This window comes from Limnothrix sp. FACHB-406 (genome assembly GCF_014698235.1).
Lineage (GTDB): Bacteria > Cyanobacteriota > Cyanobacteriia > CACIAM-69d > CACIAM-69d > CACIAM-69d.
The window spans coordinates 211,916-224,804 of the sequence record NZ_JACJSP010000002.1 but is presented as its reverse complement, the minus strand read 5'-3'; the positions used below and the strand labels follow the sequence as shown (position 1 = coordinate 224,804).

The window sequence follows — 12,889 nt, the reverse complement described above, 5'->3', positions numbered from 1 at the left end:
TTGCCGAAGTCGCGTCTCGACCTCAGATGCAATCCGGGGCTAAAGGGATTAGCCGCTGACCGAAATAATTCGAGCCAGGAAGAACGACCAAGTGGTCACAATGCCGCCAAGCAGGTAGTGAGCAACACCCACCGCACGACCCTGAGTGATGCTCAGAGCACGGGGTTGGATCGCCGGAGCCACCTTCAGCTTGTTGTGCGCCCACACGATCGACTCAATCAGTTCTTGCCAGTAGCCGCGACCGCTGAACAGGAACATCAGGCTGAACGCCCACACAAAGTGAGCACCCAGGAACAGCAGACCATAGGCCGACAGAGCCGAACCATAGGAGGTGATCACCTGCGAAGCTTGCGCCCACAGGAAGTCACGCAGCCAACCATTGATGGTAATGGCGCTTTGAGCGAAGTTGCCCGCCGTGATATGAGCCACCGACCCATCAGGGTTCACCGTGCCCCACACATCCGATTGCATCTTCCAGGAGAAGTGGAAGATCACGATCGACAGCGAGTTATACATCCAGAACAGACCGAGGAACACGTGATCCCAACCGGACACTTGGCAAGTACCGCCACGACCCGGACCATCGCAAGGGAACCGGAAGCCCAAGTTCGCCTTATCGGGGATCAAGCGAGACGAACGCGCATACAGCACGCCCTTCAGGAGAATCAGCGCCGTCACGTGAATCGTGAACGCATGGATATGGTGAACCATGAAGTCCGCCGTACCCAGGGTGATCGGCATCATTGCCACCTTGCCACCCACCGCCACGATGCCGCCGCCAAAAGCGTGGCTGACGATTTCCAAGGCATTAGGAGCCGTGTTACCAGGCGCAAGGGCGTGCAGGTTTTGCACCCATTGCGCAAACACCGGCTGCAACTGAATACCGGTATCCGAGAACATGTCTTGGGGACGACCCAAAGCACGCATCGTGTCGTTATGGATGTACAGACCGAAGCTGTGGAAGCCCAGGAAAATGCACACCCAGTTCAGGTGCGAGATGATCGCATCGCGGTGACGAATCACGCGATCGAGCAAGTTATCAACGTTCTTCGCCGGATCGTAGTCACGAACCATGAAGATCGCCGCGTGAGCGCCAGCACCCACGATGCAGAACGCGCCAATCCACATGTGGTGGGTGAACAGCGAGATCTGCGTCGGGTAATCCGTCGCAATGTAGGGGTAAGGGGGCATCGCGTACATGTGGTGCGCGATCACAATCGTCAGCGAACCCAACACAGCCAAGTTAACGGCCAGTTGCGCATGCCACGAGGTATTGAAGATTTCGTAGAGACCCTTGTGGCCTTGGCCGGTGTAAGGGCCCTTGTGGGCTTCCAGGATTTCCTTCATGGAATGACCAATGCCCCAGTTCGTGCGGTACATGTGACCAGCCACGATGAAGAGCACAGCCAAAGCCAAGTGGTGGTGAGCCGTATCCGACAGCCACAGACCACCAGTGACGGGGTTCAAACCGCCCTTGAAGGTGAGGAAATCGGCGTAAGCGCCCCAGTTCAGCGTGAAGAAGGGGGTCAGACCCTGAGCAAAGCTCGGGTAGATCTCCGCCATCAGATCCTTGTTTTGGATGAATTCATGGGGCAGCGGAATATCCTTCAGCGCCACACCCGAATCCAGCAGGTGGTTGATGGGCAGAGAAACGTGGATTTGGTGACCAGCCCAGCTCAAGCAGCCCAAGCCCAGCAAGCCTGCCAGGTGGTGGTTCATTGCCGATTCGACATTTTGGAACCATTCCAGCTTGGGTGCTGCTTTGTGGTAGTGGAACCAGCCAGCAAACAGCATCAGGGCAGCCATCACCAGCCCACCGATCGCGGTCACATAGAGTTGATCGCCATTGGTGAAACCGGCGGCCCGCCACATTTGGAAGAGACCGGAGGTGATTTGAATACCGTGGAATCCACCGCCCACGTCGCCATTGAGGATTTCTTGGCCCACAATCGGCCAAACCACTTGGGCGCTGGGTTTGATATGAGTCGGGTCGCTCAACCAGGCTTCGTAGTTCGAGAAGCGTGCACCATGGAAGTACATGCCGCTCAACCAAACGAAAACCACGGCCAAGTGGCCGAAGTGAGCGCTAAAAATTTTGCGCGAAACGTCTTCTAAGTCGCTGGTATGGCTATCAAAATCGTGAGCGTCAGCGTGGAGGTTCCAGATCCAAGTCGTCGTCTTGGGACCCCGAGCCAAAGTTCGATCAAAGTGACCCGGCTTGCCCCACTTCTCGAAAGAAGTCGGAACCGGATTCTTATCAACCGAGACCTTGACTTTTGCCTCTCGCTCTGGAGGGCTAATCGTCATCGAGATTCTCCTCTCTCAAGACAGGAAACGAGGACTATCCACCCGGCTGGCCTTCGCAGCGCCCCAAACAGGGGGGTACAGCGGGTCAGCGATGGTGTTGATCACGGCTTGGATAGCAGGGATCAAGACACGCATCACAGCCAGATTGCCTGGAATTCCCGTCGCATCTAGCTCGCAGTGAACGACCGGGGTGGCTTCTCTCTTGAAGATTATAGACGTGGGTTTTCAAGGGACTTGAGGGGGTTAACAATATTTCAAAATCCGTAAAGCCTCATCCCATGAGGCATTGGAGCTTTTTTATTCAGTAGTAAGATCCAGAAAGTTAGGTTTATAAACTTTACAAACAGTTTGATTAAGAATTGCAAAGCATCTGAGGTCGAGTTGGGTAGTTCTTTGTGGTAAAGGCTGGAAACCGCGGCCCGGCTATGGTTCTCGGATACACTGGACTCGATTTCAAATCGCCTTCAGATCGCAAATTTCGCAGATTTCGCAAGTTTTCCAAATTCTGCATTGCCTAGGTTTGCTTAGGATCGCCTAGGTCATATCAGTTCCTATACCCATTACTGAAGATTGCAAAGAGGTAACGAGATGAGGTGGCTCGGGGCGCTGGGTCGAGGGCTAGGGCGGCGAATGGCCTGGGGATGCGTGGTGTTGGTCTGGGGATGCCTCCTGTTGCCGATCGGGGGATGCGCCAAGGAGCCACCACCGCTGGCGACGGCCACGCCGCCTAAACCCAATCAAGGCAAGGTGGTGGGGGCCATTGATGAGGTAGCACCACCATCGATCGTGCAGCGATTGAATCGGGAGTTGGATCGCTATCAACCCCAGGTGCAGATCATTGCGCCAAGGCCCGATGAAACCCTGACGCAAACACAGGTGGCAGTGCAGTTGCGGGTGCAGGATTTGCCGCTATTTAAGGATGAAGCGCTGGCCGCCGGGCCACATTTAAAGCTGATGTTGGACGATCGCCCGGTGGCGGAGATTTTTGATGTCACGGATCCGATTACGATTAGCGACTTAACGCCGGGAACTCACACAATCCGGGCCTTTGCGGAACGTCCCTGGCATGAAAGCTTTAAGAATGATGGGGCCTATGCTCAGGTTTCTTTCCATGTGTTTGCAAAAACCCAAACCCAGGTTCCCGACTCGGGCCGGCCACTGCTGACCTATAACCAACCGATCGGGACGGTGGGTACGGAGCCGGTGTTGCTGGACTTTTACTTGACCAATGCACCGCTGCATCTGCTGGCTCGGGAGCGGGATGATGATGAGATTGTGGATTGGAAGGTGCGGGTGACGGTCAATGGCGACAGCTTTTTGCTGGATGATTGGCAGTCTATTTATTTGAAGGGATTCCGTCGGGGCAAAAACTGGGTGAAGTTGGAGCTGATCGACGATCGGGGAGAGCTGCTGGAGAATGCGTTTAATGAGTCGGTGGCGCTGGTGGAGTTTGACCCCAACCAGACGAGCGCGATCGACCGACTGCTGAAGGGTGCGTTGCCGGAGTCGGAAGCTCGGGCGCTGATTGACCCAACCTATGAGCCACCGGCCCCGGAACCGAAACCAGTGACCGCGCCTGAGCCGATCGCGCCGATCGCACCGTTGCCGCAAGACCTGCCGGCCGTGACCGAAGAATCAAAGACCGAAGCGCCAAAGACCGAAGCACCGGAGGTGATCGCCCCAAAATCAGAACCGGCGGCCCCGTCGATGGAAGCGGTCGAGCCAGAGGACGCAGGCGACGAGAAGGCAACAAATAACGACACGATCGACCCGGGTGAGACCCTAGCTCCACAGCCCAGTGCTGTGACTCCGGCGGAGGCCACCGCTCTGGCTCCAGAACCGGAAACGGCCGAGGAGTCAGCGATCATTAACCCGCCTGCGGCTCCGGAACCGGAGCCAATGCCGGAACCCAGTGCCGAGCCAGCTAGCCCAGAGCCAGCTAGCCCAGAGCCACCGGATGCAGCCCTGCCTCAAGCAGAGGCCCAGAGAATCGACCGTTCCCTGAGCGAAGACCGCGAAGAGTCTGCTTCGCCAGCATTGGTGAGCGAACCGGAGCCGGAAGCTGCTCCACCGGATGTGATTGCACCAGCGGAGGCAACACAGCCGGAAGCGTCAGCAACGGAAGTTCCCACCACGGAGCCGATCGAACCGGCAGCCCAACCGGAACCGGCAGCGGTGGCTACACCCAAGTCAGCGCCTTCAACAGAAGAAAAACCGCCGATTGTGCTTGAGTCGATCGAGCCGGTGACCCCGGAGCCGATCGTTGAGCCAACGCCATCGGAAACCCCATCGGCCACGGCAACGCCCGATCGCCCCCTCAAGGGCTTGCGCAAACAATTTCTGAAGTGGCTGAAACAGACTCAACAGCAGTTGCCGGATGATTTGAACCTGCCCTTCGACATCAAGCAAGTGCCGATTCCGTCGGGTGATTAGGCAACAATCCCAATCCAGACAGCCCCCAGCTAGGCAGGTCAAATCTAGACAAGGGGCAAAACCAAGTCAGACAAGGGGTTTCAACCCCTTGCCTCATCAAGCACTTTCTAGCGCTGAACCTTCGTTGAACCTTGCGGGTTAATCGTCTGGATCGGTGGGCGGTTGGTGGTTGGCGAAGGCACGCCGATCGACCCGGAATAATTGATAGGAACCCGCGGCGGCGATCGGTTGACCCACTTGGTCTAAACCGGTTTCCGCCAATTTTTTGCGATCGCCCAACAACAACACCGTGGTCGGTTTGGGGTTGGGGTTAATTTTGAGCGCTTCCCGCTCTCCTTCAATTAACGGAGTCGCCCGTTGGGAGAAGTTAACGATTTGCTGGGTGTAGAACACCACACTCGGTTTGGCAAACCCCACCATCATCAACTCTTCCTCCGGTTGCCGCACCCGAATTACGTCCGTCGACAGGATCCGCAGGGGCAATTGACGTTGGGAATCGAGGGCAAAGGTCACCGGCACGATCGTGCCCACGAAAAACAGCACGCCACCCACCCACGTGATCAGCCACAGCCAGCGATAGCGCCGCCGGTAAATCATCACCGCACCGAAGACAGCAGCGATCGCCCAATCGATCGCCCCCCGCGTAATGGCTCCGGATTCGATCAGCACCTCCCGAATTCGGGGCATGGTCGGATCCTTGATCAACGGGAGCCAGAGGTTTTGGGCACTGAGGGCGATCGCCAAAATGCCCATCACGACGACGGCAGCGATCGCCGTGCGGTGGAATCCCGGCGACACCACATCTTCCGTGGCGATCGGCGGTTCGCTCAACCCCGGCCGGGGCATCGATCGACGGGGAGCCAAGTCTCCACTCAGCAAGTCCCGCCACAGCAACGCCACCAGCAATCCACCGGCCGGCATCAAGGGCACCACGTAGCTGGGCAACTTGGTCACGGCGATCGTGAAAAAGCCAAACACCCCCAAAAACCAAGCACCCGCGAACAGGGGCAACCGTTCCGCCCGCGATCGCCGCAGCCACCACTTGCGCCGCCAAATTTCCAGCCGGCCCAGGGCGATCGGTAGATAGACCGACCAAGGCGCAAAGCCCCAAGCCACCACAATGAAATAGAAAAACCAGGGAGCCGAATGCTGGTTGACCACGCGGGTGAAGCGATCAATGTTGTGGTAGCCAAAGAAGGATTCAACATAGGCATCCCCATTGGCCAAAATCACCAGCACGAACCAGGGCACGGATAGCAACGCCACCAGCAGCAAACCCCAGAGCGGCTTCGCTTCCTTCCAGAGCTGCTTGAATTCCCCGAGATATAGCCCAAAAGCCAGAATAATCAGCCCCGGCAGCACCACCCCGATCGGCCCTTTGGTGAGTACGCCGAGGGCCATGGCCAGGTAGCAGCCCCCATAGGCCAGGGTTTTGACCTGGGGGCGATCGCTGGCATAGCCCCAAAAGAAGGCCAGCAGGGCGGTGCTGATGCAGCCGGTGAGCAACATATCGGATACGCCAACCCGGCCCCAGATGATCATGTGGGGTGAAAAGGCGATCGTCCCAGCCCCGATCGCCCCCACCAGCCAGGGTCGCCAAGGGGCTTGTTGACGCGCCTCGCCAGTGACGGAAAAGCGCCAGAGGGTGGCAAAGGCCAGGCCGATCGTCGCCAGGGCCGCCAATCCCGAGGGCAACCGCACGGCCCACTCATTCACGCCCAAAATTTTGTAGGTGATCGCCGTCAGCCAATAGATCAACGGGGGCTTGTCGAAGCGGGTCGCTCCGTTGAAATAGGGCGTGATCCAATCGCCGGTCACGGTCATTTGGCGGGCCGCTTCCGAAAACATCGGCTCCGTTTCGTCCACCAACCCCACGCTGCCCGAGTGCCAAAACAAGGCGATCGCCCAAACCAGCAGCACCCAAGCCAGGCCCAGCCAGCCCCGCCCCCGATCGTCCAAAGCCGCCAGCCGCCCCATCCAAGAGCGCAACGGCTCCGGCAGCGATCGAGTTAAGCGCAAGTCCAGCATAGGTTTCCGAAAAAGTGGGCCAAGCAAGTCGAGCTTTACTTTAGCGCCGTGGGGAGCCGTTGCGTGTGGATTGCCAACTTTGCCAAGCATCGGCCACGCCCTGGAGCTTGGCGCGCGATCGGGCGGGATGCTGCGGCCACTGGGCGATCGCGCTGATCAAAATCCGCGCCAACCGATAGACCAGCGCCCAACGGCTGCCGTGAATCGCCAGGGCCAACAGATAGCCCCCGATCGACCAGCGCAGTTTCCGCTCTGGCTGGCGACCCGTGACGGTGGAGGTGGCATGAATCACCCGCAGACTTGGGGCGATCGCCACCGGGTAGCCTTGGCGGGCATAGCGGCGGCAAAACTCGAAATCTTCGTAATACAAAAAGAAGCGGCGATCGAACTGGGGCAACACCCGAAACGCCGCCAAATTAATCAACAAGCTGCATCCACTGACCCAATCCGTGGGCTGAATTTTGGGATCGGTGGGGGCTTCTTGGGCGATCGGCTCGATGAGGCCCGATCGCCGATCGAACCGGCCGCCCCGAAACTCTGGCCGGCCGTCGGGCTGGTCGATCGCCGTGCCCACAATTGCCCAATCGATCTGGCTCAGGAGCGATCGGGCCGCTGCCATGGTTCCCACCGGGAGCCAAGCATCGGGATTAATCAGCCAGACGATCGCCCCTGGATCGCGATCGGCCACCCAGGCGATCGCCCGATTGCAGGCCCGCCCAAATCCCAAATTCTCGCCGGCTTCCAGGATTGTGCAATGGGCAAATTCAGTGCTGAAGGAATCAAGCGATCGATCCTCCGGTGAATTATTGACGATCAGGATTTGGTAATTCTGGTCGGGGCTATCTTGGGCAAGCGATCGTAATAATTGGGCGATCGATTCCCCACACCAATAATTCACAATCACGAAATAAAAAATCGGCATCTCGCCCCATCAAAATCCAACCCCAAATCCATAACCCTGCCAACCAATCCTGTAGGTTGGGTTGAGCCTTGCGAAACCCAACGCGATCCAAATGAGGCTTACTGGTGTTGGGTTTCGTTCCTCAACCCAACCTACTTTTGTTGTTAGGTTAATTCGATATGGGAGTCGTCACCGATCATGAAGCGGAGGGCTTTCGGGCGTTTTGGCCCCACGTGGAGCTTCACCCGTTGACCGATCACGCTGTCGATAATTCGCTCCGTTACGCCCACAATTTCCGCCCCTTCCAAGACCACGCTGTGATCCAAATCCACATCCACCAAATGGGCGCGATCGCTGATGCTGCTGTAGGGGCCAATGTAGCAATTCTCGATCGTGCAATTCTCGCCAATTACCGCCGGGCCGCGCACCGTGGAATTGACGACCTTTGAGCCTTTACCAATTTCCACCCGCCCGATAATTTTGCTCGATTCATCGACTTCGCCATAGTTCCAAGGCTGCAAATCGGTATCGAGAATAATTCGGTTGGTTTCCAGCAAATCATCCTTTTTACCGGTGTCCAACCACCAGCCTTCAAGGGTGCAAGCCTCAACGGTTTTGCCCGTATCAATCAGCTTTTGAATCGCGTCCACAATTTCCAATTCGCCCCGGGCTGAGGGTTGAATTTGGGCGATCGCCTCGTGAATCACCGGCTGGAAGAAATAGATCCCGACCATCGCCAAATTCGAGGGGGGATTTTTCGGTTTTTCTACCAACCGAATCACTCGCCCCGCCGCGTCCACTTCTGCCACCCCAAAGGCACGCGGATCGGGCACTTCCCGCAGGATAATCACCGAATCCACACCGGGCTTTTTAAATTGGTCGATAAACTGCCCCAAATCCGCTTGGATCACGTTATCGCCCAAATACATGATGAATGGCGAGTCACCAAGGAATTCTTGCCCCACGGAAACCGCATGGGCTAGCCCCGATGGATGCTCTTGCAAAATATAGGTAATGTTTGCGCCAAACCGACTGCCATCGCCGGTTTTTTCGCGCACTTCGTCGCCGGTTTCCGGGCTGATAATAATCCCAATATCGGTAATGCCTGCCGCCACAATTCGCTCGATGCCATACCAAAGAATCGGCTTATTGGCCACCGGCACGAGCTGTTTTGCACCCGTATAGGTCAGGGGTCGCAGGCGGGTTCCTTTGCCACCCGAAAGAATCAAGGCTTTCATGTTATTAACTCGCTGCGATCGCGGTTGATTTGTGGATAACTGATCGAATTAATGGGGATTCAATCACAGAGTCAGTAGGTTGGGTAGAGCTTTGCGAAACCCAACGTGATTTTGGCAAGGTCTGCTGATGTTGGGTTTCGTGCCTCAACCGAATCTACGGGGCTATTACTCACCGGAGAGACTAGAAAATGCTTGCAGCACTTCAGTTTCTCCACCCCATGCACGTCTTACATCGTTGGGGTCAAGAATTCGGCAGTTGCCAAACACACGGTTTCTCTGAACTCGCCAGCCCCCAACATTAGCCACATCGTCCCAAAATACTGTGCCACCCAGCGTTTGCGCTTCGATATTAGGCATACAGCCCAGGTGATCCAGCAATCGCCCGATCCGTTGCGGATCTTCTGCCAATGCCGTCAGCCCCGTAACTATGATTTTGACTGCATGGGGGTTCATCGAAATAGGCCTGGATTGAGTGAATAACAAGTAGCAAAGTTAGTCAGTCAGGAGGTTGCGTAGAGGTTTGCGAAATCCAACGCGAGTTTGGCACTGGTGTTGGGTTTCGTGCCTCAACCCAACCTACGGGGCTGGGATTGGGGAAGCAATCTAGCGGTTCAGCAGTTCTGGCAGCATTTGGCGGAGGCTGGCCCGCCAATGGGGAGCCGGACTGCCGAGCAACGCCGCCAACTTGCCGCCCCACAGCACTGAATAGGATGGGCGCTGGGCTGGGGTTGGGTAATCCTCCGTGGCGATCGGGACGATCCGCTCCACCGCAAGTTCCAGCCCCAGGGCGCGGGTCTCTTCGATGATCGCCACGGCAAAGTCATACCAGCTAACGGCCCCGCTGTTGGTGTAGTGGTAGACCCCGGCGGTGTCGGCATCCAGGCAGCCGGCAAGCTGCCCGATCGCCCCGGCCAAGTCCCGCGTCCAAGTGGGTGAACCAATTTGATCCGCCACCACCCGCAGTTCCGGGCGATCGGTCGCCAGCCGAATCATCGTTTTCACAAAGTTGCCGGTTTTGCCCGCGCCATAGACCCAGGCGGTGCGGACGATCGCGCTCTGGCCTGGAGCCGTGGCTAAGATCGCCGTTTCCCCAGCCAACTTCGATCGCCCGTAGCTGCCCAGCGGATCGGTGGGGTCGGTTTCCCGGTAGGGTCGCCCCTGCTGCCCGTTGAACACGTAATCGGTGGACACATGGATCAGTCGCCCGCCCAAATCCTTGGCTGCTTGGGCCAAAATTCCGGGGGCCGTTCCGTTGACGGCCATCGCCAAGTCGGCTTCGGTTTCCGCCTTGTCCACGGCCGTGTAGGCGGCGGCATTCACAATCAAATCCGGCTGGAGCGCCATCACCGCGTCGTAGAGCTGGGCGGTGTTGGCCAGGTTGACCTGATCGCGCCCGGCCGCCGTCAGCTCCCCGATCGCCCCCAACACCGGTTGCAGGGCCTCGCCCAACTGCCCCTGTGCGCCCGTCAATAAAATCCGCATGGTTCCGCGATCCTAGATTTGCCCGTACTCAAACAGATCTGCTTCCGCCAAGGGTTTGGCCGCCTGGTCTTTGCCCGACAGGATCGGTTCGCCATCCAGGTTCCAGGCAATGTTGATTTGCGGATCGTTCCACAAAATCGAGCGATCGCCCGCTGGGCAATAGAAATCCGTCGCCTTATAGAGCAATTCCGCCGTATCGGTCAGGGTGAGGAACCCATGGGCGAATCCCGGCGGAATCCAGAGTTGGCGCTTGTTTTCGGCACTCAGCTCATAGCCCACCCATTGACCAAAGGTGGGCGACCCGCGCCGAATATCCACCGCCACATCAAACAGCGCCCCGGCTCCGGCCCGCACCAATTTGCCTTGGGGCTGCTGCACCTGGTAGTGCAGGCCGCGCAGCACGTTTTTCACGGACTTGGAATGGTTGTCCTGCACGAAGGTCACATCAAGGCCGGTTTTTTCAGCGAAGGTGCGACTGTTGAAGCTCTCATAAAAAAAGCCGCGATCGTCTCCAAAGACCCTCGGCTCAATCAGCAAAACATCGGGAATCTCGGTCGGCGTGACGTTCATGGCGCTGGGGATCGCTCAAAACCGGCCTGAGACTACCACAGACCGGCAACAGACCGGCAACAGAACCGATCGCAAATTGCGAGCGATTAACTCTGGGCGGTTAATTCTGGGCAGCGAATTCTGAGCTGCTGATTTTGGGCGGTTAATTCTGGGCAGCAAATTCTGAGCCGCTGATTTTAAGTCGTTGATTTTGGGAGATGAATGCCCAGGGATCGAAGCACCCAGCCTTTGGCAACTGGTTAGCTGGCCCTAACTCTCCAAGAGATAGCGCTTGCAGTAGGTATTGCGCCCTTGCTGTTTGGCCTCATAGAGGGCCGCATCGGCGGCGGCGATCAGATTTTGGGGAGTATTGCCCATTTTGGGAAACTGACAGGCTAAGCCCAAACTGATCGTGACCCAGGGGCTAGCTTCCGATCGCTCGTGGGGAATTTTTAAGTTCTCGATCGCCCGTCGCAGTCGATCGATCACCTCCACTGCCATCGTCAAGTCCGTGTCTGGCAACAGAATCGCGAACTCTTCCCCCCCATAGCGAGCCACCAAATCCGTCGCCCGGCGTGTGCCATCCTGCAAGGTGCGGGCCACTTGAATCAAACAATCGTCGCCCGCTTGATGACCGTAATGGTCGTTGAAGCGCTTGAAATAGTCCACATCACAGAGCACCAACGACATTGGACGATGATCCTGGGCCAGGCGTTGCCATTCGCGATTAATCGTGGTGTCAAAGCAGCGGCGGTTTGCCACCTGCGTCAGGCCGTCGCTGGTGGCCAGGCGCTCCAGTTCCAAATTCACCGTCAACAGCGTGGCTTCCACCCGCTGCCGCTCCGCCACCTCCCGCTCCAGTTCTTCATTTTTGGCGCGTAACTGCCGGGTCAAGTCCAAAAGCCGCAATTGCAGCTCAATACGGGCCAAGACTTCTTCTTTTTGGAAGGGCTTGATGATGTAGTCCACTGCGCCCAGTTCCAACCCTTCGAGCTTGCTGGACAAGTCCGAAAGGCCCGTCATGAAGATCACGGGCACATCCCAGTCAGGGTAAAGGGTTTGCAAAGCGCGATAGGTCTCAAACCCGTTCAGCTTTGGCATCACCACATCCATCAAAATCAGGTCAGGATGATCCTTAGGTGGCACATTTTGCAGATATTCAAGGGCCAGTTGACCGTTTTCAACACTTTGAATGCGAAATTTCTTGAAGCGCATCAGGTAGCGCCGCAACAGATCCACGTTGTCGGGAGTGTCGTCAACGATCAACAGTGAGTAGTGTTTGCGGCTGGACTCCATGTCTGGCGATGCGATCGGGTGGGAGAGAGGACTGGATGAGAGTGATGGGTAACTGGCCGCAACATTGGCATCGGTGCGGGCGGTGATCGAATTGCGCATTCTGACAGGTGATCCTCACTCAGCACGACTGGATTCTGCTGCACTGGAGTGATGCAACTAGGGGGGGCGATTCACCCCGCTTCAGCACTCCAGAGCGCTGTTGGTTACCCCCTAACTCAAACTCCTGAATAGCACTATTTTTGGCAATCGATCGCGTTTCGAAAGCGATCGCGGTCAATGGACAGGAATGATATGCACCAAGAGACAACTAGCTCCGATGGGTGATGAGCGCACTGGGATTGGGATCCATGGGCCAAGGACTAGTGGTGATCAATGCTGAAAAATTTCTAACCCCCCAAATTCCTAAGACCTAAAGCGCTAGTGGTTGATATCAGTCGGGTTGCAGGTGGAGTTTGTTGAATCTTTCATCCTGCTTCAGCGACTTTCAGGTCAAATTTCCCTCAACTAAGTCAGGTTGGCTGGATCAAGCGGCGACAACAATCGAAACAATAGTCGGAAATTGATTGTAAAAAATGACACAACCAGACCCCGGGAAAGTCCTAAAGACACCCTAGGTTTAGCCATGGCAATTTCGGTTCCCCAACCCAAAATCGAG

At 56.9% G+C, this 12,889-nt stretch carries 9 protein-coding genes; 1 reads left to right on the top strand and 8 read right to left on the bottom strand.

The genetic code is table 11. From position 1 onward, the window contains the following. Window positions 1–48: 48 nt before the first annotated feature. The gene (gene psaA / locus H6G53_RS02835) at window positions 49–2,307 is read right to left on the bottom strand and encodes a photosystem I core protein PsaA (RefSeq protein ID WP_099532036.1); all 2,259 of its coding nucleotides are present in this window, start codon (window positions 2,305–2,307) and stop codon (window positions 49–51) included. A 630-nt stretch (window positions 2,308–2,937) separates the two neighbouring features. On the opposite strand from psaA, the gene H6G53_RS02830 reads away from it, so the two are divergent. Beyond that, the gene (locus H6G53_RS02830) at window positions 2,938–4,740 is read left to right on the top strand and encodes a hypothetical protein (protein WP_190530859.1); all 1,803 of its coding nucleotides are present in this window, start codon (window positions 2,938–2,940) and stop codon (window positions 4,738–4,740) included. A 138-nt stretch (window positions 4,741–4,878) separates the two neighbouring features. Here H6G53_RS02830 and H6G53_RS02825 read toward each other — a convergent pair whose 3' ends face one another. The 7 genes from H6G53_RS02825 to H6G53_RS02795 all read right to left on the bottom strand — a co-directional run bounded on the left by H6G53_RS02825 (window position 4,879) and on the right by H6G53_RS02795 (window position 12,333). Continuing rightward, the gene (locus tag H6G53_RS02825) at window positions 4,879–6,768 is read right to left on the bottom strand and encodes a glycosyltransferase family 39 protein (RefSeq protein ID WP_199309104.1); all 1,890 of its coding nucleotides are present in this window, start codon (window positions 6,766–6,768) and stop codon (window positions 4,879–4,881) included. A 40-nt stretch (window positions 6,769–6,808) separates the two neighbouring features. Continuing rightward, window positions 6,809–7,690, bottom strand: a complete 882-nt coding sequence (locus tag H6G53_RS02820; protein ID WP_190530858.1) for a glycosyltransferase — start codon at window positions 7,688–7,690, stop codon at window positions 6,809–6,811. A 143-nt stretch (window positions 7,691–7,833) separates the two neighbouring features. Continuing rightward, on the bottom strand, window positions 7,834–8,907 hold the full coding sequence (locus H6G53_RS02815; RefSeq protein WP_099532039.1) for a glucose-1-phosphate thymidylyltransferase: 1,074 nt from the start codon (window positions 8,905–8,907) through the stop codon (window positions 7,834–7,836). 165 nt (window positions 8,908–9,072) lie between these two features. Beyond that, the gene (locus H6G53_RS02810; protein ID WP_242030683.1) at window positions 9,073–9,360 is read right to left on the bottom strand and encodes a hypothetical protein; all 288 of its coding nucleotides are present in this window, start codon (window positions 9,358–9,360) and stop codon (window positions 9,073–9,075) included. A gap of 150 nt (window positions 9,361–9,510) precedes the next feature. Continuing rightward, window positions 9,511–10,389, bottom strand: a complete 879-nt coding sequence (gene rfbD / locus H6G53_RS02805; protein WP_190530857.1) for a dTDP-4-dehydrorhamnose reductase — start codon at window positions 10,387–10,389, stop codon at window positions 9,511–9,513. 12 nt (window positions 10,390–10,401) lie between these two features. Next, the gene (gene rfbC, locus H6G53_RS02800; protein ID WP_190526243.1) at window positions 10,402–10,959 is read right to left on the bottom strand and encodes a dTDP-4-dehydrorhamnose 3,5-epimerase; all 558 of its coding nucleotides are present in this window, start codon (window positions 10,957–10,959) and stop codon (window positions 10,402–10,404) included. A gap of 249 nt (window positions 10,960–11,208) precedes the next feature. Next, window positions 11,209–12,333 (bottom strand): diguanylate cyclase domain-containing protein, encoded by a 1,125-nt coding sequence (locus H6G53_RS02795; protein ID WP_099532042.1) that lies wholly within the window; start codon window positions 12,331–12,333, stop codon window positions 11,209–11,211. Between the last annotated feature and the right edge of the window lie 556 nt (window positions 12,334–12,889).